This is a genomic window from Streptomyces sp. NPDC091280, from assembly GCF_044768565.1.
GTDB lineage: Bacteria > Actinomycetota > Actinomycetes > Streptomycetales > Streptomycetaceae > Streptomyces.
The window spans coordinates 334,556-361,415 of record NZ_JBIVUZ010000003.1 but is presented as its reverse complement, the minus strand read 5'-3'; the positions used below and the strand labels follow the sequence as shown (position 1 = coordinate 361,415).

Annotated in this window: 25 protein-coding genes and 1 pseudogene; 11 read left to right on the top strand and 15 right to left on the bottom strand. The window is 69.2% G+C overall.

Annotation, left to right across the window (positions count from 1 at the left end):
• Positions 1-5: 5 nt before the first annotated feature.
• Genes ACIQPR_RS11670 through ACIQPR_RS11660 form a run of 3 tightly spaced genes read right to left on the bottom strand, consistent with a single transcriptional unit; the run spans position 6 to position 2,261 of the window.
• Positions 6-1,682 carry an RNase A-like domain-containing protein gene (locus ACIQPR_RS11670; RefSeq protein WP_403645620.1) on the bottom strand — a complete coding sequence of 559 codons (1,677 nt, stop codon included), beginning with the start codon at positions 1,680-1,682 and terminating at the stop codon, positions 6-8.
• Positions 1,679-1,804: a hypothetical protein gene (locus ACIQPR_RS11665; protein ID WP_403645617.1), complete on the bottom strand. Its 126-nt coding sequence runs from the start codon at positions 1,802-1,804 to the stop codon at positions 1,679-1,681. The genes ACIQPR_RS11670 and ACIQPR_RS11665 overlap by 4 nt, the downstream gene beginning before the upstream one ends.
• Before the next feature lie 28 nt (positions 1,805-1,832).
• Positions 1,833-2,261, bottom strand: a complete 429-nt coding sequence (locus ACIQPR_RS11660; protein ID WP_403645614.1) for a WXG100 family type VII secretion target — start codon at positions 2,259-2,261, stop codon at positions 1,833-1,835.
• Positions 2,262-2,385: 124 nt separating this feature from the next.
• On the opposite strand from ACIQPR_RS11660, the pseudogene ACIQPR_RS11655 reads away from it, so the two are divergent.
• Positions 2,386-2,586, top strand: a pseudogene (locus tag ACIQPR_RS11655) (2-oxo acid dehydrogenase subunit E2); the annotation flags it as partial.
• A gap of 121 nt (positions 2,587-2,707) precedes the next feature.
• Here ACIQPR_RS11655 and murJ read toward each other — a convergent pair.
• Positions 2,708-4,546 (bottom strand): murein biosynthesis integral membrane protein MurJ, encoded by a 1,839-nt coding sequence (gene murJ, locus ACIQPR_RS11650; protein WP_403645612.1) that lies wholly within the window; start codon positions 4,544-4,546, stop codon positions 2,708-2,710.
• Between the two features lie 933 nt (positions 4,547-5,479).
• The gene (locus ACIQPR_RS11645; RefSeq protein ID WP_403646460.1) at positions 5,480-5,857 is read right to left on the bottom strand and encodes an ATP-binding protein; all 378 of its coding nucleotides are present in this window, start codon (positions 5,855-5,857) and stop codon (positions 5,480-5,482) included.
• 169 nt (positions 5,858-6,026) lie between these two features.
• Here ACIQPR_RS11645 and ACIQPR_RS11640 point away from each other — a divergent pair, with 169 nt between their 5' ends.
• A complete protein-coding gene (locus tag ACIQPR_RS11640; protein ID WP_403645610.1) occupies positions 6,027-6,803 on the top strand; it encodes a DUF5753 domain-containing protein in 777 nt (258 codons plus the stop codon).
• A 5-nt stretch (positions 6,804-6,808) separates the two neighbouring features.
• Complete coding sequence (locus tag ACIQPR_RS11635) at positions 6,809-6,982, top strand: DUF397 domain-containing protein (RefSeq protein WP_403645607.1); 174 nt, start codon at positions 6,809-6,811, stop codon at positions 6,980-6,982.
• Positions 6,983-7,064: 82 nt separating this feature from the next.
• On the opposite strand, the gene ACIQPR_RS11630 is transcribed toward ACIQPR_RS11635, so the two are convergent.
• Positions 7,065-7,976, bottom strand: coding sequence for a D-alanyl-D-alanine carboxypeptidase family protein (locus ACIQPR_RS11630; RefSeq protein WP_403645604.1), 912 nt, complete (start codon positions 7,974-7,976; stop codon positions 7,065-7,067).
• Positions 7,977-8,257: 281 nt separating this feature from the next.
• On the opposite strand from ACIQPR_RS11630, the gene ACIQPR_RS11625 reads away from it, so the two are divergent.
• Positions 8,258-8,941, top strand: coding sequence for a GntR family transcriptional regulator (locus ACIQPR_RS11625; protein WP_403645601.1), 684 nt, complete (start codon positions 8,258-8,260; stop codon positions 8,939-8,941).
• 101 nt (positions 8,942-9,042) lie between these two features.
• The gene (locus ACIQPR_RS11620) at positions 9,043-10,290 is read left to right on the top strand and encodes a nitrate/nitrite transporter (protein WP_403646457.1); all 1,248 of its coding nucleotides are present in this window, start codon (positions 9,043-9,045) and stop codon (positions 10,288-10,290) included.
• 45 nt (positions 10,291-10,335) lie between these two features.
• Here ACIQPR_RS11620 and ACIQPR_RS11615 read toward each other — a convergent pair whose 3' ends face one another.
• The gene (locus tag ACIQPR_RS11615) at positions 10,336-11,160 is read right to left on the bottom strand and encodes a maleylpyruvate isomerase family mycothiol-dependent enzyme (protein ID WP_403645598.1); all 825 of its coding nucleotides are present in this window, start codon (positions 11,158-11,160) and stop codon (positions 10,336-10,338) included.
• 179 nt (positions 11,161-11,339) lie between these two features.
• Here ACIQPR_RS11615 and ACIQPR_RS11610 point away from each other — a divergent pair, with 179 nt between their 5' ends.
• Positions 11,340-12,164, top strand: a complete 825-nt coding sequence (locus tag ACIQPR_RS11610) for a carbon-nitrogen family hydrolase (RefSeq protein WP_403645595.1) — start codon at positions 11,340-11,342, stop codon at positions 12,162-12,164.
• 712 nt (positions 12,165-12,876) lie between these two features.
• Here ACIQPR_RS11610 and ACIQPR_RS11605 read toward each other — a convergent pair.
• The gene (locus ACIQPR_RS11605) at positions 12,877-13,368 is read right to left on the bottom strand and encodes an LURP-one-related/scramblase family protein (RefSeq protein ID WP_200712920.1); all 492 of its coding nucleotides are present in this window, start codon (positions 13,366-13,368) and stop codon (positions 12,877-12,879) included.
• The gene (locus ACIQPR_RS11600) at positions 13,365-14,372 is read right to left on the bottom strand and encodes a helix-turn-helix domain-containing protein (RefSeq protein ID WP_403645592.1); all 1,008 of its coding nucleotides are present in this window, start codon (positions 14,370-14,372) and stop codon (positions 13,365-13,367) included. The genes ACIQPR_RS11605 and ACIQPR_RS11600 overlap by 4 nt, the downstream gene beginning before the upstream one ends.
• A 52-nt stretch (positions 14,373-14,424) precedes the next feature.
• Here ACIQPR_RS11600 and ACIQPR_RS11595 point away from each other — a divergent pair, with 52 nt between their 5' ends.
• Positions 14,425-14,817 carry a cupin domain-containing protein gene (locus ACIQPR_RS11595; RefSeq protein ID WP_403645589.1) on the top strand — a complete coding sequence of 131 codons (393 nt, stop codon included), beginning with the start codon at positions 14,425-14,427 and terminating at the stop codon, positions 14,815-14,817.
• A 29-nt stretch (positions 14,818-14,846) separates the two neighbouring features.
• Positions 14,847-16,685 (top strand): NHL domain-containing thioredoxin family protein, encoded by a 1,839-nt coding sequence (locus ACIQPR_RS11590; protein ID WP_403645586.1) that lies wholly within the window; start codon positions 14,847-14,849, stop codon positions 16,683-16,685.
• A gap of 68 nt (positions 16,686-16,753) precedes the next feature.
• On the opposite strand, the gene ACIQPR_RS11585 is transcribed toward ACIQPR_RS11590, so the two are convergent.
• The 5 genes from ACIQPR_RS11585 to ACIQPR_RS11565 form a co-directional block, all read right to left on the bottom strand.
• A complete protein-coding gene (locus tag ACIQPR_RS11585) occupies positions 16,754-16,918 on the bottom strand; it encodes a hypothetical protein (RefSeq protein WP_019055237.1) in 165 nt (54 codons plus the stop codon).
• A 54-nt stretch (positions 16,919-16,972) separates the two neighbouring features.
• Positions 16,973-18,031, bottom strand: a complete 1,059-nt coding sequence (locus ACIQPR_RS11580; protein ID WP_403645583.1) for a glycosyltransferase — start codon at positions 18,029-18,031, stop codon at positions 16,973-16,975.
• A gap of 172 nt (positions 18,032-18,203) precedes the next feature.
• Positions 18,204-18,434 carry a DUF6458 family protein gene (locus ACIQPR_RS11575; RefSeq protein WP_403645580.1) on the bottom strand — a complete coding sequence of 77 codons (231 nt, stop codon included), beginning with the start codon at positions 18,432-18,434 and terminating at the stop codon, positions 18,204-18,206.
• Between the two features lie 91 nt (positions 18,435-18,525).
• Positions 18,526-19,821 (bottom strand): M18 family aminopeptidase, encoded by a 1,296-nt coding sequence (locus ACIQPR_RS11570; protein ID WP_403645577.1) that lies wholly within the window; start codon positions 19,819-19,821, stop codon positions 18,526-18,528.
• A 120-nt stretch (positions 19,822-19,941) separates the two neighbouring features.
• Positions 19,942-21,783 carry an acyl-CoA dehydrogenase gene (locus tag ACIQPR_RS11565; RefSeq protein WP_403645574.1) on the bottom strand — a complete coding sequence of 614 codons (1,842 nt, stop codon included), beginning with the start codon at positions 21,781-21,783 and terminating at the stop codon, positions 19,942-19,944.
• A 126-nt stretch (positions 21,784-21,909) separates the two neighbouring features.
• On the opposite strand from ACIQPR_RS11565, the gene ACIQPR_RS11560 reads away from it, so the two are divergent.
• The 3 genes from ACIQPR_RS11560 (at position 21,910) to ACIQPR_RS11550 (ending at position 24,615) form a co-directional block, all read left to right on the top strand.
• Positions 21,910-22,392 carry an SseB family protein gene (locus tag ACIQPR_RS11560; protein ID WP_403645571.1) on the top strand — a complete coding sequence of 161 codons (483 nt, stop codon included), beginning with the start codon at positions 21,910-21,912 and terminating at the stop codon, positions 22,390-22,392.
• 115 nt (positions 22,393-22,507) lie between these two features.
• Entirely contained in the window at positions 22,508-23,485 is a 978-nt protein-coding gene (locus ACIQPR_RS11555) for a pirin family protein (protein ID WP_403645569.1), read from the top strand.
• A gap of 65 nt (positions 23,486-23,550) precedes the next feature.
• Positions 23,551-24,615, top strand: a complete 1,065-nt coding sequence (locus ACIQPR_RS11550) for an AI-2E family transporter (RefSeq protein WP_403645566.1) — start codon at positions 23,551-23,553, stop codon at positions 24,613-24,615.
• Here ACIQPR_RS11550 and ACIQPR_RS11545 read toward each other — a convergent pair.
• Positions 24,567-26,711: a SpoIIE family protein phosphatase gene (locus tag ACIQPR_RS11545; RefSeq protein ID WP_403645563.1), complete on the bottom strand. Its 2,145-nt coding sequence runs from the start codon at positions 26,709-26,711 to the stop codon at positions 24,567-24,569. The genes ACIQPR_RS11550 and ACIQPR_RS11545 overlap by 49 nt on opposite strands.
• Positions 26,712-26,860 lie beyond the last annotated feature (149 nt).

The following is a 26,860-nucleotide window of genomic DNA, read 5'->3' as shown; positions in this document are numbered from 1 at the left end:
AGGACTCACTGCGGGACCGTGTCGCTCGGCATCGACGTGAGGACGACGTACGGCGGATGACCTCCAGGACGGGGCCTCAGGGTCACATTCACGATATGCGAGTCGTGGGCGGAGGCGTCGCCACGGGTGAAGGTCCTGCCGACGACATCATTGAACGGAAGGCCCAGGGTCCGCGTCGATCGGGCCGGGTTCGGGTTGCCCGCCAGCCAATTGGCTATCTTCTGCTGGTTGTGCGGATCGTCGAGGACGGACTGCGTGTAACGCTGGGCCGACGCGAGGTCGGTGAATGTCGAGGCGGCGATCGGCGCGATCGTACCGTCCGGACGCATCTTCGCCTGGTCGCGAAGCCTCTGTTCCAGCTGTTCGTCCGTCTTTCCCACATGCTTGTCGATGACGTGCGAACCTGCCAGGCCTTCCTGATTGGCGAGATCGACGGGGAACCGGTGACGGGACTCGTCATCTCCCGGGACCGTGTAGAGAGGGTCTCCCTTGAATTCTGTCAACGCCCGCGCGCCGAATGCCTCGGCTCTCGCCGATTCGGCGTTGAAGGTCGGTGCGCTCGTACAGGCCTCGTCCAATGCCGGAAGGAGCGCGTTGATCTCGCCGACCTGTCGATGAACGCGATTGTCGTACGCCGACACGGCGTCGTTCAGGGCGCCTTCGTCGATGTTCAGCACGACCCCGACGGAAACATCCGCGACGAGGCCCTTGCCCGCCTCCCACAACCCTTTCACCAGGCTCTTGGCATCCGTGATGTCCAGATCTCTGGGATCGAGCTGCTTGAGACTGTCGATCACTGCCTGGCGGTAGATCCGGTGCAGATCGTCCCGGACGTCCTCGGCGGCCTTCGCGACGTTGTAGATCGCGTCGACCATGGCATCGCAGGTGTCGAAGAGGACGGCGAAGACGGGGTGGCTGCTCCCGCGCTTCTTCGCGTCGTCGTTGGACCAGTCGTAACCCTCCCGGTTCTGCCCCCAGGCGGAAGTCCCCCACAGCGTGCTGCAGAACGTCCGCATCGCGTTGTACCAGTCCTGGTCGGTCTGGTCGGTGATGCTGCCGACGAGCCCCGTCAGCGTCCCGTCGACCGTGCCGAGCGTGGTCTGCGGCATGCGCCACGCCTGGGAGATCGAGTACAGACGCAGGTGATTGGGCAGCGGGAGAATCGTCGCCGCCTTGCCCCAGCGGCACTCGTGCTCCAGCAGGGGACGCATGACGGCCAGGACCACGGCTTCCAGGCCTTCGAGTGCCTCCTGCATCAGGTCCTGACCCGCGTCGATGTCACCCCACTTGAAATCCGTGACGGGACCGTACGCGGGTGCTTTGTCGATGACATGCGGGAGGGGCCGGGGCGTTGCCTGTCCCGCGGGGGACGGGTGGGTGGCCGCGTCGGCCGCCGCGTAGTTGTTGGCGGTGGACGTGAAACCGACAGCGGCTCCGCCCACGCTCACCACGGACTTCGCCCAGACCTCAAGAAAGCGCTCGGCGACCTTGAGGTAGGCGGTCGTGAAGTCCTTCATCGCCGTACCGCGCCCGCCGCCGTCCGGATACCGAGCCAGTTCGTCGAGGAACGACTTGATGCCACGGTCGAGAGGATCCTGCTGGCCGGCCACGCCCGTCGAGACGCCGTACAGGACGGACGGGGTGACATCGATCTTCGTGTTCCCCGGGGACGGAGTACTCATCGGCCCTCCCCCCAGCCCCGCAGTACCGCCCGGTGAGCCGCCGCCAGTTCGGCGGCCAGGCCGTGGAGGGTGGCGAAGGAGACGGCGATGTGGTCGTCGTCGGCGGAAGGCCCGGTCGACATGATCCCCCTGGATATCGGGCGGTAACTCTCAGAACGAGTCGAGGCTGCTGCGGGGTGGAGTCGGCGTGTCCCCTGTCCCCTCCACGTTCGGCGTGGACAACTTGTCGACCTCGCTGCCCACGTCCACCTGAATGCGCCGCATCCGCTCCAGCACCTCGATGTCGTGCGCGGAGAAACCGTCCCGGCTCATCCGCACGGCCTGTTCCAGCAGCTTCATCACTTCGCGGATGCGTACGGCGTCCTCGGTCGCCGCGCGGTGGAACTCGCGGTACGCCGTCGCCGCCGGGCCGCGCCAACCCGCCTCGATCCGGTCGACGACCGCGTCCATCCGTCTGACCTGCTGGTCGAGGTGGTCCTGCATGTCGTCGAGGTCGCCCGCGAGCCTGGTGAGGTCGCTGGACGTCACTCTCAGGTCGGGGCCGCCGCCCTCGCCCATACCGCTTCCGGGCACTGCCATGCCGTATCCCCGCCCCCGTCGCGTCGGCATCACTCGTCACTTGCTGTTGCAATGATCCTACGGTTCGGGGTGGCCCTGGGGCGAGGGCGTTCCGGGGCCAGTGAGCCTCTCCACGGCCCAACGGGCGGCCAGCGCGGTCGGCACGTTCAAGCTCCAGCCGTGGGTCCACAAGGGCAAGGTGAAGCCCCGCCAGGTCACGACCCTGGCCCTGTCCTTCGATCACCGTTTGGTGGACGGGGAGTTGGGCTCGAAGGTGCTGGCGGACGTGGCGGCGATCCTGGAACAGCCGAAGAGACTGATCACCTGGGGTAGGGGACCGGTCTGAGGCCGCGCGTCCCTGTGAGGGGTGCGCGGCTCAGTACTGTCCCGCCGGACGCTGGTGTCCGTGTCGAATGGCGGGACGCTGGGGGCGGCCCCGCCCGTGGGTTCCTCGTCGGCTGAGATATTCAGCGGCCAAGACGTGCGCGAACCATGGTCACCATGGCGTTGACTTCGTTGATGCGCATCATGCGTGCGAGGGGGATGAACAGAGCGATCAGTACGGTCGCTCCCGCAGTCAGTGCGGTGAGCGCGGCGACGGCTGGAGCGTGAATCGCTGTCATCAGCCAAACAGCGACTGATCCGGCTGCCAGGGATGCGGGAATGCTGGCCGCGATGAGGCGCGCGTAAGTTCGGATGACTCGACGGCCGTCGAGGTCGCCGCCGAGTCGGTTGCGGAGTCGCTTCCAGGCGACACCGACGCCGACGATGTAGGCCAAGCCGTAGGCGGAGGCCATGCCGGTCACTGCCCACCGTGCGGGGAGTAGGAGATAGGCGGCGAAGGATCCGACGGCGTTCACGAGCGCGACGATGAGGGTGTTGAAGAAGGGGGTCCGGGTGTCTTCGTAGGCGTAGAAACCGCGCAGCACCACGTACTGCACCGAATAGGGGATCAGTCCCAAGGCGAAGGCCATCAGGACGAAGCCGATATTGCGTGCGCCTTCCTCACCGGCTCCGGCGTAGAGCAGCCGGATCAGAGGCAGCCCCAGAGCAAGAAACGCGAAGGCACACGGAACGATGGCGACTGCTGATGTACGCAGGCCCTGCGAGATGTCGTCGCGCACCGCTCCGTGATCGCCGTCGGCAGCCGCGCGGGCGATGCGGGGAAGGATGGCCGTCATCACGGAGACCGTGATGATGGCCTGCGGCATCTGCCACAGCAGAAGTGCGTAGTTGTACGCGGTGATGCCGGTGCCGGGGTGTCCAGCCTTCTCCGCGCTCGCGCCGGCTGCGGTGGCGAGACGCGTCACGACGACCATGCCGGCTTGATTGACGAGTACGAACAGAAAGGTCCATTTCGCCAGGCCGAGAGCTTTCCCGAGGCCATGGCCGCGCCAGTCGAAGCGGAGGCGGATCCGGAATCCTGAGTCGCGCAGGTAGGGGACCATGGCCAGCGCCTGAACCGCCAGCCCCAGAAGGGTGCCGACACCGAGCAGACGTACTCCCTGCGGAGTGATCGTCGACGCGGACATTCCAGAGTGGGTGGCCGTGCCGAAGACCCAGACGAACGACCCGAAAGCCGTGATGATCAGGACGTTGTTCAGGACGGGCGTCCACATCATGGCACCGAACCGCCCGCGCGCATTTAGGATCTGCCCCATCACCACGTGAATTCCCATGAAGAACATGGTGGGCAGGCAGTAACGGGCGAAGGCGATCGCGACGCGCATTTGGTCAGGGTGGGCGGCCATCGAGGGCGACATGACGCGGATGAATTCTGGTGCCGCGATGACGCATATCAGTGTGGTTGAGCCGAGGAATACGATGACCAGAGTTATGAGACGGTTGGCGTATGCGGTGCCTCCATCGGAGTCGTCTTTCATTGATCGCACCAGCTGCGGAATGAAGACCGCGTTGAGGGCTCCTCCGCCAACCAGCACATAAATCATAGTGGGCAGCGTATTTGCCACCTGGTAAGTGTCGTTGAGTGTTCCTACACCCAGCGCAGTCCCCATGACCAGAGTGCGCAGAAAACCAGTCAAGCGTGAAACCAGCGTTCCGGCCGCCATCAAGGCACTGGACTTCAGAAGACCGGAAGAATTCTTACTGTCGGATTCTTTGTCGGCGGCCGGTATCGCTTCCGCTACGACAGAATTGATGACCGAGGCAGAGCCGGGAACTCGGCGAATCTGGAGCGTCTCGAAATCGTGGGCGGCCCCGTCCGGCACCGCATGCCGGGCACGACGCCGCGGCCCGTGCCCGGGCTCGGATGCGGCTGCGCGGCTGCCGTCACCTTCAACATTCATGCGTGATCCATCGCTCCATGTCTCCGACCACCACTTCAGCCCTGCCACCATACCGGCGCGGCAACTCCAGGCAGTCCGAGGGATGTTGGGCTCGGCGTGCTTCGACTCCGTTATGATGCACGGCAGCCGTCTTGCCGGCCTTGGCACCATCTCCCGCCAGGCACACAGACAGCACATGCGACCCGAATCAGCGGTCCAATGTGGGTGACTGCCGATGTGACGTGGATCATCTTCTCGGCGGCGCTACTCTTACCTTTCTTACCCTCCGCTTTCGAAATTAACTTCTATTGCGACAAATTTGGGCGAAACGATAGTCGAGGGGCCCAATTCTCGCCAGCTACTGGTCGCGCCGACTGAAAAAGCCCCCTGGTGATCCTCTGGCGTGCCATGGATAGTCATTTGAGGCACGTGAGAACAGGCAAAGTAAACCGCTTCTCCATGAGGGGAAAACAAATGCGTCGGATAGTGACCACAGTCGCTGTGACGAGTTTCCTGCTCGCACTCGGAACGGGTGTCAGCGGGGCGGCAACGACGACCAACTCCGTTACTCAGGAGAAAGTCGTGAGCCCCAAAACGAGCTACAGCTTCGCATGCACCCTACCGCAGGGCTCCTATGCCAATTACTCGTTCAGTGATGGGATCACGTCCACCACGATCTACTACAACAACCACTGTTCCAGTGCGATATACGTCAGAGTGCACGTCGCCTCGGGCAGCTCGTGCTGGCTCACTCCGACCGGAAAGTCAAGCGCGGTCTTCGATGCCGGCGTCCTGAGCATCACCGAAGGATGCTGAGAGCTCATTTTCCACAACGGGCCGTAGGTTTCGGAAGTGTGCGGCCGGTGAGGGCGCAACCAGTCGGAACGTAGAGCGGGTCGGTCTACGAGTGCGGGACGGTCTTGCCGAGGCCGTCCCGCACTCGTTGCGTCGGCGTCATGGGGCACTCGCTGTTGCGGCTGTGCTCCGGTTCGCGGCGATGTCCAGCTCCGCCCATACGGTCTTGCCGACCGTGAGCCTCTCCACGGCCCAACGGGCGGCCAGCGTACGGACGATGAGCAGGCCGCGGCCGAACTGGTCGTCGGGGGTGGAGGTTCGGGGCCACGGGAGTCGCTCTCCCCTCGGGTCCGTCACCGCCACGCGCAGGGCGCTGCCGGTCAGGGACGTCTCGACGCGGAACAGACGGTCCCTCAGACATCCGTGCAGCAAGGCGTTCGTGCACAACTCGCTTGCCAGCAGGGCCGCGTCGCCCGCGTGGTGGGGGTGTCCCCAGGTGGCCGTGAGGTGAGCGACGCGTCTGCGGGCGCGGGGGATGTTGCTCGGGTACGGGGTGTAGGTGATGGCGTCGTACTGGGGCGGATCAGCGGGAGAGAACGCGATATGGCAGGCAGGGACCCCAACTGAGGGAAGACGATCACGACCGTGCTGGGGCGCCGACTCGGTGGGGAACTGCTACGGATGCGCGAGGCGTGCGATCTGCCAGTTGCACGCCGCTGAGGCACTGACGGCGTCCGTCACGAAGGCGGCCAAGATCGAGCGCGGGCAGGTGCCGATGCGCGACCCCGACGTCAGGGCGCTGTGTCATCTGTACGGGGAGCGCGACGAGGTTGTGATCGGCAAGCTGCTTGCCCTCGCGAAGGCGGACCGTGAGCGGCGCAAGGCGCACGGCTGGTGGAACCAGTACCCGCAGTTGGAGGCGATGGTCGAGTACGTGGCGCTGGAGGACATCGCCACCAACATCCGTACGTGGCAACTGGCCGTTGTCCCGGGGCTGTTGCAGACACCGGACTACGCGCGAGCGCTCGCGGTCGGCAACGGCCACTGGGAGGACCCGGACGAGATCGAGCCGTTTGTCGAGTCCAGGATGGCGCGACAGGCTCGGCTGCACGGAGACGCCCCGCTGGAACTGTGGGCGGTCGTGCACGAGGCGGCGCTGCGCCAACTCGTGGGCGGGCGTGAGGTCATGCGGGCCCAGCTGGGGCATCTGCTGGACATGGCACGCCGACCGAACGTGAAGCTCCAGGTGCTGCCCTACCTGGCCGGTGCGCATCCGGGGATGACGAGCGCCTTCACCATCGTGTCGTTCGCCGAGCCGGGCGCACTGGACGTGGTCCACGTGGATACCACCTCGTCGACGGTCTGGCTGGAGAGCGATACTGATGCCGACCACCACAACGGGCTCTTCGACCGGATCACGCGGTTGGGCCTCGCGGGGCAGAACTCGGTCAGACTGATCGACGCGATCCTGAAGGAGACGTAGCCGGCGTGCCCGCGTTCGAGTTCGTCAAGTCCAGCTACAGCGGCGGTAACGCCGGTCAGGAATGCGTCGAAGTCGCCCGCAACGTGTCCGGCACGGTGGCCGTCCGCGACTCCAAGGCCCCCGACGGACCGATACTCCAGGTCGCCCCCGCCACCTGGGCCGCGTTCATAAAGCAGTGAACGAAGTGAACGCACTGAACTCGCCGAACGCACTGAGGGCCCGCCGCTGGCGTGCGGCAGGCCCCCGGGAAGTGACTCGGCGTCAGCCGATCGTCGCGAAGCCGTAGTTCAGGAGCTTCGTCGCGTCCGTCGCGCGCTGGGTGACGGAGGACGACGCGAGGACCGTGCCGATGACCGTCTTGCCGTTGCGGGTGGCGGCGAAGACGAGGCAGTACTTGGCCTCGGGGCCGGAGCCGGTCTTCACGCCGATCGTGCCGCTGTAGCTGCTCAGCAGGGTGTTCGTGTTGGTCCAGGCAGCCATCGTGCGGGTGCTGCCGGTCTTCGTGATCGTCTTTGCGGTGTACGACTTGGTCTTGACGACCGTCTTGAACGTCGCGTTCTTCATCACGTTGCTGGCGAGCTTCGTCAGGTCGCGCGGCGTCGAGTAGTTGCTGCCGTTGCCGATGCCGTCGAACGAGTCGAACTTCGTGTTCGTCAGACCGAGCGACTTCGCCGTGGAGTTCATCTTCGCGATGAACGACTTCACGCGCGCGGCGCGGGTCGAACCCGTACCGAACTTGTCGGCCAGGGCGTACGCCGCGTCGCAGCCCGACGGCAGCATCAGGCCGTAGAGGAGCTGGCGGACGGTCACCTTGTCGCCGACGATCAGGTGGGCGGAGGACGCGGTGTTGGCGACGATGTAGTCGCTGTACGCCTTCTGGATGGTGACCTTGGCGTCGAGGTTGAGGTTCGCCTGCGACAGCACGACCTTCGCGGTCATGATCTTCGTGGTGGAGCCCGTGGACCGCTTGGTGTCGGCGGCCTTCGTGTAGAGCGACTTGCCGGTGGCGTTGTTCATGACGAAACCGCCCGCAGCGACGATGGTCGGCTTCGTGACGGCCTGCGCGGGTGCCGCGGTCAGGGCGCCGGTCGCGAGCACGGCGCCCGCGGTCACGGTGACCGCGGCGGCTCTGCGGACGCGGCTGCCCTTGATGCCGGTAATGGCAGTAATCAACTGAGGTACCCCGAATACGTTGAATGCCCCTGAGGAGCGGCCCAGTTGGAGGGGGGAAAGAGAAGGGCCGCACGTGTGTGACACGTAAGTAGCACAGAAGGTTGTGCGGTTGCTGAGCCGGGTTCCCCGAATGTGTGACATGCGCCGGGTTCCGGCCGCGTTCCGCGCGCGGAAACGCATCCTCCTAGACGCGCCCCCGGCTCCCCTCGGTTCCCGGCTCGGTCCCGTCCGCATCCTGGACGCCCGTCCTCATGTGTACGTGTTGTATCTATGCTGTCCTCATGCCGTCCCCGTCCCCCGCTCCGTCCCTCGCCTCACCCCCCGCCGTCAAGCAACCCCCCGCCGCCGACCGCGTCTACACCCACGTCAAGCAGGGCGTCCTGGACCGGCTCTACGAAGGCGGAACCCTGCTCACCGAGGGCGAGTTGGCCGAAGCCGTCGGAGTGTCACGGACGCCCGTGCGCGAGGCGCTGCTGCGCCTGGAGGTCGAGGGGCTGATCCGGCTCTACCCGAAGAAGGGCGCCCTCGTCCTGCCCGTCTCCTCGCAGGAGATCGCGGACGTGGTGGAGACCCGGATGCTGGTCGAGCAGCACGCGGTCCGCAAGGTCGTGCCCGCGTCACCGACCCTCATCGCCCGGCTCGAAGAACTCCTCGCGCGGCAGAAGGAACAGGCCGCCGCCGGGGACCTGGCCGGCGCCGCCGTCACCGACCGCTGCTTCCACGCCGAGATCGTCCGCAGCGGCGGCAACGAGATCCTCTCCCGGCTCTACGACCAACTCCGCGACCGCCAGCTGCGGATGGGCGTCGCCATCATGCACTCCCACCCCGACCGCATCGCCAAGACGCTCACCGAGCACGAGGCGATCCTCGACGCGCTGCGCACCGGTGACGCCGATGCCGCCGCCGAGATCGTCCATCAGCACGTCGACTGGTTCTCCCACCTGGCCCGGGGCGAGGTCCGATGAGCAGCAGTTCCAGTTCCAGTTCCAGTTCAGGTTCCGGCTCCAGCTCCGGTTCTGGGTCCGGGCTCTCGCTGCCCGGTGATCCGCCCGGCGGCCGTCGCGCCATGGCCGTGTGGGGCATCGGCGTCTCCGTCTACTTCGTCGCCGTCATCTTCCGTACGTCCCTGGGCGTGGCCGGCCTCGACGCCGCCGAGCGCTTCCACGTCAACGCCTCGGCGCTCTCCACCTTCTCGATCCTCCAACTCCTGGTCTACGCGGGCATGCAGATACCCGTGGGCCTGCTCGTCGACAGCCTCGGCACCAAGAAGGTGCTGACCATCGGGGTGGTGCTGTTCACCGCCGGCCAGCTCGGCTTCGCCTTCTCCCCCTCCTACGGCACCGCCCTCGCCTCCCGCGCCCTGCTCGGCTGCGGCGACGCGATGACGTTCATCAGCGTGCTGCGGCTCGGCACCCGCTGGTTCCCGGCCCGGCGCGGACCGCTGGTCGCCCAGCTCGCCGGCCTCGCGGGAATGGCCGGAAACCTGGTCTCCACCCTGGTGATCGCCCGCCTGCTGCACGGCATCGGCTGGACGGCAGCCTTCGCGGGCAGCGCGCTCGCCGGAGTCGTAGTCCTCGTACTGCTGTTGCTGTTCCTGAAGGACCATCCGGAGGGGCACGAGCCGGAGCCGTTCCCGCACCGGGGCGCGGCCTACGTCCGGCGGCAGATCGCCGCCTCCTGGCGCGAACCGGGCACCCGGCTCGGGCTGTGGGTGCACTTCACCACCCAGTTCCCGGCGATGGTGTTCCTGCTGCTGTGGGGCCTGCCGTTCCTGGTCCAGGACCAGGGCCTGTCCCGCGCCACCGCCGGCGAACTCCTCACCCTCGTCGTGCTGTCCAACATGGTGGTGGGGCTGGTCTACGGCCAGATCGTCGCCCGGCATCACGCGGCCCGGCTGCCGCTGGCGCTGGGCACGGTCGGCGCCACGGCGATCGTCTGGGCGGCCGTCCTGGTCCACCCCGGCGACCACGCGCCGATGTGGCTGCTGATCGTGCTGTGCGCGGTGCTCGGCTCCTGCGGTCCCGCCTCGATGCTCGGCTTCGACTTCGCCCGTCCGGCCAACCCGCCGGAGCGTCAGGGCACGGCCTCCGGAATCACCAACATGGGTGGTTTCATGGCCTCGATGACGACGCTGTTCGCGATCGGTGTGCTGCTCGACGCGACCGGCGACAACTACTCCGTCGCGTTCTCGGTGGTCTTCGTGCTCCAGGCGGTCGGCGTCAGCCAGATCCTGCGGCTGCGGCGCAGGGCGGCCCGCCGCGAGCGCGAACGGCTGGTGGCCAGCCGGGTGGAGACGGTGCACGTGCCCGCGTGACGGCCGCCCGCCCACCGGACCGGCCCCGGAGAACGCCCGGTCGCGCTACTGCGTGACCGCGAAGTTGCGCAGGATCGACGCCGCCAGCTCCGGATCGCCGTCCGCCTTCACCCGGTCCGCCACCGATTCGAGGGGGACCCGCCCGCAGGCCAGCCGGACGTACGTCTCCCAGTCGAGGATCAGGGTCGCGGCGGGGCCGAGCGCGGGGGCCGTCTCCAGGGTGCCGCGGCCCTGGATGTCGACGCGGATCGTCCGGAGGAACTCGATCGGGCCGTGCACGTCGAAGACGACCGCCGAGCTGCGCGGGGCGCCCGAGTCGTCGGCGACCACCTTCGGGAGCGCGGCGAGGAGCACGTCACGGGCGATGTGCGCGCCGGGCGAGTCGAGGTTCCCGGGGCGGCCGAGGGCGGTGCGCAGATCCTGCTCGTGCACCCACACGTTGAACGCGTGGTTCCGCATGGACTCTTCGAGCGTGACCTCGGTGCTGACATGGCCGCGCACCTTGCGGCCGGGCTCCCGCGACTCGTTCCGCAGCTGCCGGTTGCGCCGGATGATCGTGTACTCCAGCTCCGACGTCATCTCCGGCGCCGTGTGGTGACGGCGGACGTCGACCTGCATCTCCATGTACCGCTGGTGCTCGTTGGTGACGTGGTAGAGGTCGCGCGGGAGGGTGTGGATGGGCCGCGGGTCGCCGAGCATCTCGTTGTCCAGCCCGATGACGTGCGAGACCACGTCGCGCACCGACCAGCCCGGGCACGGCGTTCGCCGGTTCCACTCTCCCTCCACGAGCGGGGTCACCAGCTCGGATATCGCTTCGATGGAGTGGGTCCAGGCGTCGGCGTAGGGCTGGAGAGTGGGATGCAGACTCACGGAACGGGACCCCTCGGCGGTCGGTACAGGTCGGGTGGCGGGCGGCGTTGCCAGCGGGAGGTGGCTGTCGGCGGGTGTCTTGAAACGCTAAGTTACGCTGCTGTGAGGCACCCCGGCAGTGCTTTCGTGTGACGATCGTAGGCCCGTGTGAACGGCTCGAATGCCAGGACGGTGGTAGTGTGCGCGCCTCTCTCATCCAGATCGCCGTAGAAGAGGGCGAATCGGTCGAATCTCGTCGGGCTCGGATGGGTGCTCTCGTCCGCGAACAGGCGGGAGCCGATCTGGTCGTGCTGCCGGAGCTGTGGACCACGGGCGCGTTCGCCTACGAGTTGTTCGACAGCGAGGCCGAGCCCCTGGAGGGGCCGACCTACGAGGCGATGGCCAAGGCGGCGAGCGACGCGGGCGTCTGGCTGCACGCGGGCTCGATCCCCGAACGGGCACCGTCCGACAGCGGCTCCGCCACGGACGAGGGCCGCCTCTACAACACGTCCCTCCTCTTCTCCCCCTCCGGTGAACTGGCCGCCGCCTACCGCAAGATCCACCGCTTCGGCTTCGACAAGGGCGAGGCCGTACTGATGGGCGCGGGCAGCGAGTTGGTGACCGTCCGGCTGCCCCGGACGACCATCGGTCTTGCCACCTGCTACGACCTCCGTTTCCCCGAACTCTTCCGCGGCCTCGTCGACGCCGGCGCCGAGACCCTCGTCCTCTCCGCGGGCTGGCCCGAGCGCCGCCGCTCCCACTGGACCCTCCTGGCGCAGGCCCGCGCCGTGGAGAACCAGTCGTTCGTCCTCGCATGCGGAACGGCCGGTACGCACGCCGGAGTTCCCCAGGCCGGTCACTCGATCGTGGTCGACCCCTGGGGCGAGGTCCTCGCGGAGGCGGGCGCCGGCGAGGAGGTCCTCACGGTGGAGTTCGACCCGGCGAAGGTGTCCGCGACCCGCGAACAGTTCCCGGCCCTGAAGGACCGCCTGCTGGGCCTGGAACGTCCGCGACGGGCAGGCTGACCGGCGGAACAGAGCGCGCCCGCACCGCACTTGGGCGCGCCTTCCGCACCGCCGACCGAGCCTTCGACGGGGCGGCGGGACCGCCCCGTCCGCTGGCGTTCGCCACCAGGAACGCGACGGTCTGCGCGACGGCCGCGGCCCTCCTCGCCGCAGCCGCGGTCGGCCTGCCCCTCTCGCTCCCCACCGACCCGACCTGGGACCGACTCCTACGGACCACCCTCACCGCCACGGGCACGTGGCTGCTGTCCTGGGCGTTCCTCCGCTCCGAACGCCGCCGCCGGACCCACCACGACCCCACCGGCTACGACATCGCGCCGCGCGACCCCGCGCCACCCGCCGGCGTCCGGGCCGCGCTCACGGGGCTGTTCATCGCATGGGTGCCCATGACGGTGTCCGTCCGGCTCCTGGGCAGGCTGCTGAACGACACCCCTCCCCGCTGGACGGACAGCGCGCTTCTCGCCGCACTGTCCGTCGTCTGCACGAGCTCCGCCCGTCACCTGAGGGAACGCCGCCGCACCCGCGCCCGCAAGCAGGCCGGCAAGGAAGCGCGTCAGGGCCTGTCCGGCGGATCAGGAGCAGGGAGAGGAGAGAGTCGACGCGATGGGGTCCCCCGGTCGAGCGGAGCCGGGGCCGGGGGAGTCGGCGCGTGACGACGACGCGGCAGGTGGGCGTGCCGCACCCCGCGTCTGCCGCATGATCCGCCGGACAGGCCTCAGTCCTCCCGCTCCTTCTCCGCCAGGTGGATCACGCACACCGCCACCGCGATCAGCAGGGCCGCGTCCGCGTCCTCCCGGACGATGTCGACGCCGTACGTCTCCCGGATGTGCAGCCAGCGCCGGGAGATCTGCGCGAGCAGCTCGCCGTCGTAGTCGACGCCGAACTCGCGGTCCAGGATCTTGCCGCTGACGTCGAGTTCGGTGCCGTCCACCAGGGACACCCGATAGTGGTTGCGCAGCAGCGAGAACCGCTTGCGTCTGATGGTCGCGAGGGGCTCGCCGTCCCGCTCGATGACCATCGTGTCGCGCAGGGCGAGCATCTTCTTGTGGATGTCGATGAGCACGCGCCCGTGCGTGTCCTTCAACTCGAAGGTGTCCCTGATCCGCATGGCCTTGCCGTCGACCAGGAACACCTTGTTGCCGTGCTGGTCCTCGATCCAGTAATCCTCACCGAAGCCGAGGATCCGATCGCGTACGAGGAATCTCATGCCTCTACGGCTTCCCCGGCAGCCGGTCCGAAACGCCGCCGGTAGGCCGACGGGCTCAATCCGGTCTCCCGCCGCAGCCGCGCCCGCAGGTTCGCCCCGCTGCCGAGCCCACTCCGCGCGGCCACCACGTCGAGCCGCTCCTCCCCGCGCTCGATCAACCGGCACGCCAGCGCCACCCGTTCCCCGGTCAGCCAGGCCAGCGGAGTCGTCCCCAGCTGCGCCCTGAACCGCCGGTGCAGGGTCGCGGGGGAGACGGCCGCCCGGGCGGCCAGCGCGGCCACCGTCAACGGCTCTCCCAGCCGTTCCTGCGCCCACGCGAGCAGCGGCCCCAGCGACTCGTCCGGCACCTCCGGCACCGGCCGCTCCACGAACTGCCGTTGCCCGCCGTCCCGGTGGGCCGCGAAGACGAGCCTCCTGGACACCGCGTTGGCGATCTCGGCGCCGTGGTCCCGCCGGACGACGTGCAGCCCGAGATCGAGCGCGGCGGCGCTCCCGGAGGCGGTGAGGAGGTCGCCGTCGTCCACGAAGAGGACGTCCGGTTCGAGCCGTACGCGCGGGTGCAGGGCGCGGAAGGCGTCGGCCCACATCCAGTGGGTGGTGGCCCGCCGCCCGTCCAGCAGCCCGGCCTCGGCGAGCGCGAAGGTGCCGGTGCACAGGCTCATGACGCGGGCGCCACGCGCGTGCGCGCGCCGGATCGCGTCCAGGACGGCGGCCCCGCGCGGTACGACGTTGTCGGGCCGCCCCGGCACGACGAGGGTGTCCGCCGCGTCCACGGCGTCGAGCCCGTGCGTGCCGCTCACGACGAAGAACCCGTGGTTCATCCGCACCTCGGGCGCGGGCGTGCACACCAGGACCTCGTACAGCGGCCCGGAGAGCCCCAGCTCGGGCCGGGGCAGCCCGAACAGCTCGGTGGCGACGCCCACTTCGAAGGGATTGGTGCCCTCGTCGACGATGACGGCGACGCGGTGCGGACGTTCCCGGCGGTGAGAGGATCCTTGCGGCATATGCGATTCCTAGCACTCGCGGGGCGGGCACCGCACCCCGCAGGCTGCCTCCATGGAACCCGTCGCGCTCTCCGCCGCCCTCGCCTCCTTCACCGACCGCTGGAGCCCCCGCATCGTCACCACCGTCAACGACTACGACGTACGTGTCGCGAAGGTCGAGGGCGAGCACCTCTGGCACACCCACGACCACACCGACGAGTTCTTCCTGGTCCTGGAGGGCGAACTGCACATAGCGCTCCGTGAGCCGGAGGGTTCGGGCGAACACACGGTCGTCCTCCCCAAGGGCTCGGTCTTCACCGTCCCGCGCGGCACGGAACACAAGCCCTACGCCCCCGTCCCGACCGAGATCCTGCTCCTCGAACCGACCGGCACGTCCACGGTCGGCGACCGGCACGGCGCCGTACCGGACCATGTGGACGCGACGACCGGGCACGCGCTGTCGTGACTGTCAGTGGCGGGTGGCAGTCTTGATCCATGACCGACGCATCCGCGACCCCGACCCCCCGACGCGCCCGTGTCCGCGCCCCCCAGCTCACCGGCAGGGGCGGCTGGCTGAACACGGGCGGCAAGCAGTACACCCTCGCCGACCTGCGCGGGCGCATCGTCATCCTGGACTTCTGGACCTTCTGCTGCATCAACTGCCTGCATGTCCTCGACGAGCTGCGGGAGTTGGAGGAGAAGCACCGGGACACCGTCGTGATCATCGGCGTGCACTCGCCGAAGTTCGTGCACGAGGCCGAGCACCGGGCCGTCGTCGACGCGGTCGAGCGGTACGGCGTCGAGCATCCGGTGCTCGACGACCCGGAGCTGGCCACCTGGAAGCAGTACGCGGTCCGCGCGTGGCCGACGCTCGTGGTGATCGACCCGGAAGGGTACGTCGTCGCGCAGCACGCGGGCGAGGGCCACGCGCACGCCATCGAGCGGCTGGTGGCGGAGCTGGAGACCGAGCACGCGGCGAAGGGGACGCTCCGGCGCGGCGACGGCCCGTACGTGCCTCCGGAGCCCGAGCCGACCGTGCTGCGCTTCCCCGGCAAGGCCGTCGCGCTGCCCGGCGGGACCTTCCTGGTCAGCGACACCACCCGGCACCAGCTGGTCGAGCTGGCGGCGGACGGGGAGAGCGTCGTACGGCGGATCGGGTCCGGGACGCGCGGGTTGCGCGACGGCACGGCGGACTCCGTCGCCTTCAACGAACCGCAGGGCCTCGCCCTCCTCGGCGACGGCTCGGTCGTGGTGGCCGACACCGTGAACCACGCGCTGCGCCGCCTCGACCTCGCCACCGGCGCCGTGACCACGCTCACGGGCACCGGCCGGCAGTGGATGCAGGGCGAGCCCACCTCGGGCCCCGCCCGTGAGGTCAGCCTCTCGTCCCCGTGGGACGTGGCCGAGTGGCGGGGCAAGGTGTGGATCGCCATGGCCGGCGTCCACCAGCTCTGGGCCTACGACCCCGCCACCGGCACGGTCGCCGTCACCGCCGGCACCACCAACGAAGGGCTCTTCGACGGGCCCGGACCCGAGGCCTGGTTCGCGCAGCCCTCGGGACTCGCCGCGACCGCCGACCGGCTGTGGCTGGCCGACTCCGAGACGTCCGCGCTGCGCTGGGTGGATGTCGAGGGCGCCGTCCACACCGCCGTCGGCTCCGGGCTCTTCGACTTCGGCCATCGCGACGGAGCCGCCGAACAGGCCCTGCTCCAGCACCCGTTGGGCGTCACCGCGCTCCCGGACGGCTCGGTCGCGATCAGCGACACGTACAACCACGCGCTGCGCCGCTACGACCCCGCGACCGGCGAAGTCACCACGCTGGCCACGGACTTGAGGGAGCCGAGCGACGCCGTCCTGGTCGGCGACGAGATCCTGGTCGTCGAGTCGGCCCGGCACCGGCTCACCCGGCTGCGGCTGCCGGAGGAGGCGGTGCGGGTCGAGTCCGTCGCCCACCGCACCCGGCGTGCGGCGACCGAAGTCGCCCCCGGCGTGCTGGAGTTGGACGTCGTCTTCCAGGCTCCGGCGGGCCAGAAGCTCGACACGCGGTACGGCCCCTCGACCCGGCTGCTGGTCTCCGCGACCCCGCCCGGACTGCTGGTCTCGGGGGCGGGCGAGGGTTCGGACCTGAACCGCACCCTCGCCCTCGACCCGGCTGTCGCCGAAGGCGTGCTGCACGTCTCCGCGATGGCCGCCTCCTGCGACGACGACCCGGCCAACCCCTACCCCGCCTGCCATGTCCACCAGCAGGACTGGGGTGTCCCGGTCCGCCTCACCGAGGGCGGGGCGGACCGTCTCCCCCTCGTCCTGGCCGGGATGGACGACCGGGACGCCTGAAACGGGGGACCATCAGAGCAAGGGCGTCGGCGCCGGCGCGCCCGGCCTTACCGCCGACGTGCCCGGCCTTACCGCCGACGCGCCCGCGGGGCCAGCTTGTACAGCGCCATGCCCGCCGCCACCAGCGTGGTCGCCGCCACCATCATCGCCATGCTGTTCAGCCACAGGCCGGTCGCGGCCAGCGTGGCCCCACCGGCGCCGGTCGTCCCGGCGCCGACAACTCTTCCGTACATAAACGTTTCTCCTTGCGGACCCGAAGTGATGTGAGGGGTGGTGTGAGGGGTGGGCTAGGTGGCCACCCACTTCTCCTCGCTGCGGCGGACCAGTCCCCACAGCGAGGTGAAGTAGACGGCGTGCTGGAAGAGGTCGTAGAGCATCTCCGGGATCATCAGCGCGGCGACCAGGACCGCGAGGGGTCCCGCGCGGCGGACGGAGACGGTCTTCTCGACCACGAAGATCAGGCCGATCGCGGTCCAGAACGGCGAGAGGCCGGGCCAGCCGTACACCGTCGTGTACGTGGCCATGAAGGTCAGATAGACCAGGAACGACAGCGCGCCGAAGCCCATCAGCAACTGCTGGAGGAAGTAGCGGGCGGTGACCTTGGTCCAGCCGTAGTCGCGGAGGTTCTCCAGGGCGCCGCGCTGCCAGCGCAGGCGCTGGTGCCAGAGCTTGGGGAGGCTGGTCATGACCTCGGTGGTGACCGCGCAGCCCGCGGGGGACATCGCGCGGTAGCCGAGGGTCTTGACCGCCTTGGTCATCTCGTCGTCCTCGGTGAGCGAGGCGAGGCTGTAGTAGCCGTCGCCGCCGCCGATGAGCCCCGAGTGCCGGGCGTCCTGGACCTCGCGCAGCACGCGGGCGCGGAACATGGTGCCGGTGCCGGTGAGCACCTGGGCCTTGCCGCCGGTGCGGTCCAGCTCCCAGGCGAAGCGCTGGAACTCCATGCGCTGGAGCAGACCGAGGAGTCCGCCGCCCTTCTCGCCGTAGAAGACTCCGCCGACGGCCCCGACCTTGCGGTTGAAGGTGGCGATGGCGGTCTCGCTGAACCAGGGGTTGAGGACGGTGTCGGCGTCCTGGACGAGGAGGAGGTCGCGCTCGTCGAGGTGGGGCAGGATCCAGTCGATGGCCTGGTTGAGGGCGCCGGCCTTCTTGTGGGTGTTGCCCCGGGTGGCGAAGACGTCCGCGCCGTGCGAGGCGGCGACCCCGGCGGTGTCGTCGGTGCAGTTGTCGGTGACGACGACGATCAGGTCGGGTTTACGGGTTTGCCGCCACAAGCCCTCGATCGCGGCGCCGACGCGGTCCGCTTCGTTGTGGGCCGGTATGAGGACCACCAGCCGTGGTTCGGGCACGGCAGTGGCTCCCTGTGACGATCGCGCGGCGGGCCGGGGACTGCCTCTCCCCGGGCTCTCAACTGCGCAAAGTCTTCACGAGGTTCACACAACCGCACAATGCGCCCGGCGTCACGGATTGCTCACGGTTGTCTGTGGATGTCCTGTGCGGGCGATTGGGTCCGTGTGCGGGTTACGCCCCGTATCCGCCGCGGTCGCGGTCTTCTTCCACCATGGTCGTCGAGCCGGGCAGCAGCACCCGGCGGCGGCGCGCGATGCTGCTGAACGTCACGACCCCGATCAGTCCGACGGCCATCAGGATCACGCCGACGAGGGTGAGATCGACGCCCTGCATGTGCCAGTCGGTCGCGAACGCGAGGATCGCGCCGACGGCGATGAGGATGATGCAGCCTCCCAGGCCCATGAGTGTCGCCTCCCTGTCGTGTCCGGTCCGGTCGGCCCGGTCGGCCACCGGGTACCCGGGGAGGCGGCACCCATGCGCCGCACGGGAGTCGTCAGCCCTCCAGGAACGCCACCAGCGCGTTGGCCAGCAGGAACGGGTCGCGGTCGCCGCAGAGTTCGCGGGCGCTGTGCATGGAGAGGATCGCCACGCCGATGTCGACGGTCTTGATGCCGTGCCGGGCCGCGGTGATCGGGCCGATCGTCGTGCCGCAGGGCATGGAGTTGTTGGAGACGAAGGTCTGGAACGGCACACCGGCCTTCTCGCAGGCCGCGGCGAACACCGCGCGGCCCGAACCGTCCGTGGCGTAGCGGTTGTTGACGTTGACCTTGAGGATCGGGCCGCCGTTGACGCGCGGGTGATGCGTCGGGTCGTGCCGCTCGGCGTAGTTGGGGTGCACCGCGTGCCCGGTGTCGGAGGAGAGGCAGACGGTGCCCGCGAAGGCCCGTGCCCGGTCCTCGTACGATCCGCCGCGCGCGAACACCGAACGCTCCAGCACCCCGCCGAGCAGCGGTCCGTCGGCGCCGGTGTCGGACTGCGAGCCGTTCTCCTCGTGGTCGAAGCCGGCCAGCACCGGGAGGTACGGCAGGTTCTGGCGGGCGGCGGCGGAGGCGAGCGCGGTGGCTCCGGCGTGCAGGGACAGCAGGTTGTCCATGCGCGGTCCGGCGACCAGGTCCTGGTCGCGGCCCAGGTAGGCGGGCGCCTCGACCGAGTGGGTCATCAGGTCCCAGCCGGTGACCTCGCCCGGCGCGAGCCCCGACTCCTGCTCCAGGAAGGCGATCAGGTCGCCGTCGTGGATGTCGTCGCCCAGGCCCCAGATCGGCTGGAGGTGGCGCTGTTTGTCGAGCTTGAGTCCCTCGGCGGACACCGAGCGGTCGAGGTGGATGGCGAGTTGGGGCACTCTGAGCAGTGGCCGGTCGACGTTCACCAGGCGGGTCGAGCCGTCCCGCAGGCTCAGCCGGCCGGCCAGGCCCAGGTCGCGGTCGAGCCAGGAGTTGAGCAGTGGTCCGCCGTAGATCTCGACGGCGACCTGGCGGAAGCCGTGTCCGCCGGTGTCGGGGCGCGGTTTGACCCGCAGGTTCGGCGAGTCGGTGTGGGCGCCGACGATGCGGAAGGGGGTGTGGGGTGCCGCACCTTCGGGGACGAACCAGGCCACGATCGCGCCACCGCGCAGCACGTATTTGCCGCCGGTCGTCCCCTCCCAGGCGTCCGTCTCGGCGACCTGCCTGAAGCCGGCCTTCTCCAGCCGCTCGGCGGTGTTCGCCACGGCGTGGTACGGCGTGGGGGACGCCGCGAGGAAGGACATGAGGTCGTCGGTATGGCCGCGGTCGAAGCGGGGGGGTTCGCTCATGGGGTTCACCTTAACGACGTACGAGGGCCCGCTCCCGGTGATGGGAGCGGGCCCTCGCAAGGGCGATGTGGGGTTTCGCGAAGCTGTTCCGGTCTGTCCCGGAACGGGTTTCCCTGCTGGCTAGAAGGCGGCTTCGTCCAGTTCCATCAGGTCCAGCCCGACACCCTCGGCGACCTTGCGGGCCAGGGTCAGACCGGGCAGCACCTGGGCCGCGAAGAACTTCGCAGCCGCGATCTTGCCCGTGTAGAACTGGACGTCCTTGGCGGACACGGTCTTCGTGGTGGCCGTCTCCAGTTTCTCGACGGCGACGGCGGCACCCTTCAGGAGCAGGTAGCCGACGACGACGTCACCGGAGGCGAGCAGCAGGCGGGTGGTGTTGAGGCCCACCTTGTAGATGTTCTTGACGTCGTCCTCGGTGGCCGCGAGGTCGGTGAGCATCAGGCCGACGATGGCCTCCAGTTCGACGGCCGCCTTGGCGAGGTGCTCGCGGGCGCCGGCCAGCTCCTCGCCGCCCGTGCCCAGCGCGAGGAACTTCTTGATGTCCTCGGCGAGGGAGTTGAGGGCCGCGCCCTGGTTGCGGACGATCTTCCGGAAGAAGAAGTCCTGGCCCTGGATGGCGGTGGTGCCCTCGTACAGGGTGTCGATCTTGGCGTCCCGGATGTACTGCTCGATCGGGTACTCCTGGAGGAACCCGGAGCCGCCGAAGGTCTGGAGCGACTGGGCGAGCTGCTCGTAGCCCTTCTCGGAGCCGTAGCCCTTGACGATCGGCAGGAGCAGGTCGTTGAGGGCGTGCTCGGCGGAGGCGTCGGAGCCCTCGGCCTCCTTGACGGCGATGGCGTCCTGGATCGAGGCGGTGTACAGCACCAGGGCGCGCATGCCCTCGGCGTACGCCTTCTGCGTGATCAGCGAGCGGCGCACGTCCGGGTGGTGCGTGATGGTGACCTTGGGCGCGGTCTTGTCCATGAACTGCGCGAGGTCGGGACCCTGGACGCGCTCCTTGGCGTACTCAAGGGCGTTGAGGTAGCCGGTCGACAGCGTCGAGATGGCCTTGGTGCCGACCATCATCCGGGCGAACTCGATGATCCGGAACATCTGGCGGATGCCGTCGTGCTTGTCGCCGATCAGCCAGCCCTTGGCGGGGTGGCGGTCGCCGAAGGTCAGCTCGCAGGTGTTGGAGGCCTTGAGGCCCATCTTGTGCTCGACGTTGGTGGCGTAGACGCCGTTGCGCTCGCCCAGCTCGCCGGTCTCGACGTCGAAGAGGAACTTCGGCACGAGGAAGAGGGACAGCCCCTTGGTGCCCGGTCCGTGGCCCTCGGGCCTGGCCAGCACGTAGTGAAGGATGTTCTCCTCCATGTCGTGCTCACCGGAGGTGATGAACCGCTTGACGCCCTCGATGTGCCAGGAGCCGTCCTCCTGCTGGACCGCCTTCGTCCGGCCGGCGCCCACATCGGACCCCGCGTCGGGCTCGGTGAGCACCATGGTCGAACCCCAGGTCCGGTCCACGGCGAGCTGCGCGATCTTCTTCTGTACGTCGTTGCCCTCGTCGTAGAGGATGCCGGCGAAGGCCGGGCCGGAGGAGTACATCCACACGGCCGGGTTGGCGCCGAGGATCAGCTCCGCGTACGACCAGATCAGGGAGGGCGGAGCCGTCGTGCCGCCGATCGCCTCGGGCAGGCCGAGCCGCCAGTACTCGGAGTCCATGAAGGCCTTGTAGCTCTTCTTGAAGGAGGCCGGCACGGGCGCGGTGTTCGTCTCGGGGTCGAAGACCGGCGGGTTGCGGTCGGCGTCGGCGAAGGAGTCCGCGAGCTCGTTCTCCGCGAGCCGGGTCAGCTCCTCCAGGACGCTCTTGGCGGTGTCCGTGTCCATCTCCGCGAAGGGACCGGTGCCGTACAGCTTGTCGCGCCCGAGGACCTCGAAGAGGTTGAACTCGATGTCGCGGAGATTCGACTTGTAGTGCCCCATGGCGACGACTCCGTAGAAAGATATGTACAGCGAGACTCGTACTCAGTAGTAGCTACGATGATGCTACCCACCGGTAATAAGAAGCAACCCCAAGCCGTCCATCTGTGACTCAGTACTCTTGCTCGCATGTATGGATACGGCCCGACAATGGATGGGGGCGCGGCTCAGCAGGGGTATGTCCCGCCCCAGCAGCAGATGGCCGGTGGCGTGGGCGGCTACGGCCAGCAGCCGCCGCTCTACCCCGAGCCGTCCCCGCCCTCGCTCGCGGACGCGGTGCGCGCCTTCACCACCGGGCAGATGGCCGCCGAGGACTTCCAGCAGGTCTTCGCGACCTCCAAGGTCTACTGCCCGCGCGGCGACAACCCGGGCTTCCTCGCGCTGCACAACACCCAGCAGCCGGTGATCCCGATGTTCACCTCGCTCAAGGAACTGCGCCGCTACGCCGGCAAGGAGTCCAAGTACTTCGTGATCACCGGCGCCGAGGTGATCGACCTGCTGCCGACGGGCTACGGCTTCGTCGTCGACATGGAGGGCGAGCACCGGATGGTGTTCGACGCGAAGGCGGTCGAGCAGATGGTGGAGTTCGCGATGCGCAGGATGTACGGCTGACGTCCGTCGCCCCGCTGCACCCGACGCCCGGAGGGAATGCCCTCCGGGCTTTCTCTGTTGGGGGTGGCAGAAAGTTCAACGCTCAACTAAACTCGACGCACAAGGAGGTCCCGACATGCCTGCAGTGACCGTAGAGAACCCGCTGACCCTGCCCCGCGTGGCCGCACCGGCCGACGCCGTGGCACGTCCCGTGCTCACCGTCACGACCGCGCCGAGCGGTTTCGAGGGTGAGGGCTTCCCGGTGCGCCGCGCGTTCGCCGGGATCAACTACCGTCACCTCGACCCGTTCATCATGATGGACCAGATGGGCGAGGTGGAGTACGCGCCGGGCGAGCCCAAGGGCACCCCCTGGCACCCCCACCGCGGCTTCGAGACCGTCACCTACATCATCGACGGCGTCTTCGACCACCAGGACTCCAACGGCGGTGGCGGCACCATCACCAACGGCGACACCCAGTGGATGACGGCGGGCGCGGGCCTGCTGCACATCGAGGCCCCGCCGGAGTCCCTCGTCGTGTCCGGCGGCCTCTTCCACGGCCTCCAGCTGTGGGTGAACCTCCCGGCCAAGGACAAGATGATGGCCCCGCGCTACCAGGACATCCGCGGCGGCCAGGTGCAGCTGCTGACCACCCCGGACGGCGGCGCCCTGCTGCGCGTCATCGCCGGTGAGCTGGACGGCCACCAGGGCCCCGGCATCACCCACACCCCGATCACGATGGTGCACGCCACCGTGGCCCCGGGCGCGGAACTCACCCTGCCCTGGCGCGAGGACTTCAACGGCCTCGTCTACGTCATGGCGGGCAAGGGCTCGGCCGGCGCGGACCGCCGTCCGATCCACCTGGGCCAGACGGCCGTGTTCGGCGCGGGTTCGTCCCTGACCGTCCGCGCGGACGAGCAGCAGGACTCGCACACCCCGGACCTGGAGGTCGTCATCCTCGGCGGCCGTCCGATCCGGGAGCCGATGGCGCACTACGGCCCGTTCGTCATGAACACCCGCGAGGAACTCCAGCAGGCCTTCGAGGACTTCCAGAAGGGCCGCCTGGGCACCATCCCCGCGGTGCACGGCATGACCGGGAGCGGCCCGCAGGCCTGACCCCCCGTCACCCGGGCGGGCCGTCCCCACGGGACGGCCCGCCTTTCGCGTGGTCGGCTGGGAACGTGCAGCTTCTGCCCGGTCCCGTACGCCGTCTCGCCGCCTGGTGCGCCGTCCTGCTGCTCGTCTGCGGGGTCGGCTACGTCGGGATCCGGCTCTGTGTCGAGTTCAGGACCGCCGTGACACCCGTGCTGCTCGCGCTGCTGGGCACCGCGCTGCTCGGGCCGCTGTACCGCAGGCTGGTGAAGGCCGGGGTCAACCGGTCCGTGGCCGCGGGCATCACCTGTGTCGCCGTCGTCGCCGCGGTCGGCGGGGCCGTCTACATCGTCGTGGCCGCGCTGATCGACACCGGGGACCAGATCGTGTCCTCGCTCAAGAACGCGGCGAACTCCGTCGCCGAGCACTTCGGGGCCGCCGGGACCTCGCTCGACGACCTCGCCTCCAACGCGAAGGAGCTGCTGGCCAAGTTCGGGGCGACGGCCGCCTCCAACGTGATCAGCGGGGTGAGCGTCGTGGGCGAGGCCATCGCGATGGCCGTCCTGGCGCTGCTGCTCGTGTTCTTCTTCCTGCGCGACTCCCACCTCGCCACCGGGCTGCTGCGCTCGCTCGCCCCGCACGGCACCGCCGACCTCGTCGAGGCCATGGCCCGCCGGGCCTTCGAGGGCGTCGAGGGCTTCATGCGCGGCACCACCGTGATCGCCCTCATCGACGCCATCTGCATCGGCGTGGGCCTGCTCGTGCTGGACGTGCCCGGGGCGGTCGGCCTGGCCGCGCTGGTCTTCGTCGGCGCCTACATCCCCTACCTGGGCGCGTTCCTCTCCGGCGCCGTCGCCGTGCTGGTCGCGCTCGCCGACCGGGGCGTCGTCGTCGGCCTGTGGGCCCTCGGGGTCGTCCTCGCCGTGCAGGTCCTGGAGGGGCACGTGCTCCAGCCGATGATCCAGAGCCGGACCGTGCAGATGCACCCGGCGGTGGTGATGATCGCGATCACCGCCGGAGCCTCCGTGGCCGGCATCCTCGGCATGCTCCTCGCGGTCCCGCTGACGGCCGCCGTCTTCGGCATCGTCCACGAACTGCGGGAGCGCTACGGCACGGCCGACCCGGCCGCGGAACCGGCGCCGTCGGACTCGTAGAGCTCGAACCAGATGCTCTTGCCCTCGCCCCTCGGGTCCACGCCCCAGGTCTCGGCGAGCAGTTCGATCAGCAGCAACCCCCGCCCGGAGGACGCCAGTTCACCGGGGTGCCGCTTGTGCGGGAGGTCGTCGCCGCTGTCCGTGACCTCGACCCGCATCCGCCGCTCACCGACCTCGCCGGCCACCTCGGCGGTGAGCAGGGCGTCGGCGTCGGTGTGCACAAGGACGTTGGTGAGCATCTCGGAGACGAGCAGGACCGCCGAGTCGACCTGGTCCTCCCCGGTCCAGTCGTGGAGGAGCTCGCGCAGCTGCTGCCGGGCCACCGCGATCCGCTCGGGCTCGGCCTGCGCGACCGTGAGGACCGTACGGCGGATCCTCGGCGCTTCGGTGACGGTGTCGCCGCAGCCGCAGCTCTCGCCCTCCCGGGACAGCAGGAGTACGGCGATGTCGTCCTCGCGGCGGTCGGCGAGCGGGCCGGTGGTGTGGTGCGAGGAGGGCCCGTGGACGGCCTGGACGAGCGCGTCGGCGAGTTCCTCCAGGTCGCCCTTGTGCTCCTCCAGGATGGTCCGGATGCGCCGCCAGCCGGTCTCCAGGTCGTGGCCGCCGGTCTCGATCAGCCCGTCGGTGCAGATCAGCATGGTCTCGCCGGGCTCCAGGGCGAGCGTGGTGGTCGGATAGTCGGCGTCCGGGTCGATGCCGAGCGGCAGTCCGCCGGCCGTGGGCCGGGTCAGCACCGTCCCGTCCGCCATGCGTATCGCGGGGTCGGGATGGCCGGCGCGGGCGATCTCCAGGACGCCGGTCTCCGGGTCGGCCTCGACGTAGAGGCAGGTCGCGAAGCGCGGGTCGGCGGGCTCGGCGGCGCCGTTGGTGATGCCGTGCAGGAAGCGGGAGGCGCGCGAGAGCACCGCGTCGGGCCGGTGCCCCTCGGAGGCGTAGGCGCGCAGGGCGATACGGAGCTGCCCCATCAGCCCGGCGGCGCGCACGTCGTGGCCCTGCACGTCCCCGATGACCAGGGCGATCCGGCCGGTGGGCAGCGGGATCATGTCGTACCAGTCGCCGCCGACCTGGAGCCCGCCGCCGGTCGGTATGTAGCGGGCGGCGACGCTCATGCCCGGGATCTCCGGGCCCAGCGTGGGCAGCATCGAGCGCTGGAGGCCGTCGGTCAGCTCCCGCTCGGACTCGGCGACACCGGCCCGGGACAGGGCCTGGGCGAGCATCCGGGCGACGGTGGTCAGGACGGACCGTTCGTCCGGGGTGAAGGCGACCGGGTAGGTGAAGCCGGCCATCCAGGCGCCCATCGTGCGCCCGGCCACGGTCAGCGGCAGGAACGCCCAGGACTGCCGGTGGAAGCGCTGGGCGAGCGGCCAGGTGACCGGGTAGCGGGACTTGTACTGCTCGGGCGTGGACAGATAGACGGCCCGGCCGGTCCGGACGACCTCGGCGGCCGGATAGTCCGTCACCAGGGACATGTGGGAGAACGGGTCTTCGTCGCCGGGCTGTTGCCCGTGGTGGCCGATGATCGTGAGCCGGTCGCCCGACACCCCGAACACCGCGAGGCCGTCCGGCGAGAAGCCGGGCATGGACAGGCCGGCCGCGACCCGCAGCACCTCCGCCGTGGACCGCGCCTCCGCGAGCGCCCGGCCCGCGTCCAGCAGGAACGCCTCCCGGGAGCGCCGCCAGTCGCCGGTGACCGCGGTCCGCCCGGCGGGCGTGCCCGGCGTGGGCTCGGTGACCTCCTGGAGGGTGCCGATCAGCTCGAACGACCGGGTCTCGGGGTCGTAGGACGGCTTGGAGCGGCTGCGGACGGTGCGGATCACCCGGCCCCGGACGTCCATGATCCGGATGCGGACCTCGGCGAGGGTGCCCTCGGCGACGGCCAGGCCGACGACCCCGGCGATCTCGTTCCAGTCGACGGGGTGGAGTCTGGCCCGGGTCTGGGCCTCCGTGAGGGTGGCCGGCTCGGCGGGCAGCCCGAGCAGCCGTGCGGCCTCGGCGTCCACCGTGACCAGTTCCGTGGCGGTGTCCCAGTGCCACAGACCGGTCGCGAGGGCGGCGAGTACCTCCCCCACGGCGGGCAGGGGCTCACCAGTGCGCATTGCCCCATTTAAGAAGATGTGATCGTTCATTGCCACTGTTGCCGACTGTCGATGCCCTCAGGACTCACGATAACTGAGTGATCCTTATTTTTTACGTGCGAGCGCGGAGTTCACTCTGCCATTTCTGCGCCTTCACGCGTCTTGACGAT

Bases quoted from the DNA above. Each gene is read 5' to 3' on its own strand.
- ACIQPR_RS11625 (WP_403645601.1), top strand. From the start codon at position 8,258: ATGCCGTCCCCGTCCCCCGCTCCGTCCCTCGCCTCACCCCCCGCCGTC.
- ACIQPR_RS11570 (WP_403645577.1), bottom strand. From the start codon at position 19,821: ATGAGCGAACCCCCCCGCTTCGACCGCGGCCATACCGACGACCTCATG.
- ACIQPR_RS11605 (WP_200712920.1), bottom strand. From the start codon at position 13,368: ATGAGATTCCTCGTACGCGATCGGATCCTCGGCTTCGGTGAGGATTAC.
- ACIQPR_RS11555 (WP_403645569.1), top strand. From the start codon at position 22,508: ATGCCTGCAGTGACCGTAGAGAACCCGCTGACCCTGCCCCGCGTGGCC.
- ACIQPR_RS11600 (WP_403645592.1), bottom strand. From the start codon at position 14,372: ATGCCGCAAGGATCCTCTCACCGCCGGGAACGTCCGCACCGCGTCGCC.
- ACIQPR_RS11660 (WP_403645614.1), bottom strand. From the start codon at position 2,261: ATGGCAGTGCCCGGAAGCGGTATGGGCGAGGGCGGCGGCCCCGACCTG.
- murJ (WP_403645612.1), bottom strand. From the start codon at position 4,546: ATGAATGTTGAAGGTGACGGCAGCCGCGCAGCCGCATCCGAGCCCGGG.
- ACIQPR_RS11590 (WP_403645586.1), top strand. From the start codon at position 14,847: ATGACCGACGCATCCGCGACCCCGACCCCCCGACGCGCCCGTGTCCGC.
- ACIQPR_RS11595 (WP_403645589.1), top strand. From the start codon at position 14,425: ATGGAACCCGTCGCGCTCTCCGCCGCCCTCGCCTCCTTCACCGACCGC.
- ACIQPR_RS11575 (WP_403645580.1), bottom strand. From the start codon at position 18,434: ATGGGCCTGGGAGGCTGCATCATCCTCATCGCCGTCGGCGCGATCCTC.
- ACIQPR_RS11670 (WP_403645620.1), bottom strand. From the start codon at position 1,682: ATGAGTACTCCGTCCCCGGGGAACACGAAGATCGATGTCACCCCGTCC.
- ACIQPR_RS11560 (WP_403645571.1), top strand. From the start codon at position 21,910: ATGTATGGATACGGCCCGACAATGGATGGGGGCGCGGCTCAGCAGGGG.
- ACIQPR_RS11545 (WP_403645563.1), bottom strand. From the start codon at position 26,711: ATGCGCACTGGTGAGCCCCTGCCCGCCGTGGGGGAGGTACTCGCCGCC.
- ACIQPR_RS11620 (WP_403646457.1), top strand. From the start codon at position 9,043: ATGGCCGTGTGGGGCATCGGCGTCTCCGTCTACTTCGTCGCCGTCATC.
- ACIQPR_RS11665 (WP_403645617.1), bottom strand. From the start codon at position 1,804: ATGTCGACCGGGCCTTCCGCCGACGACGACCACATCGCCGTCTCCTTC.
- ACIQPR_RS11585 (WP_019055237.1), bottom strand. From the start codon at position 16,918: ATGTACGGAAGAGTTGTCGGCGCCGGGACGACCGGCGCCGGTGGGGCC.
- ACIQPR_RS11565 (WP_403645574.1), bottom strand. From the start codon at position 21,783: ATGGGGCACTACAAGTCGAATCTCCGCGACATCGAGTTCAACCTCTTC.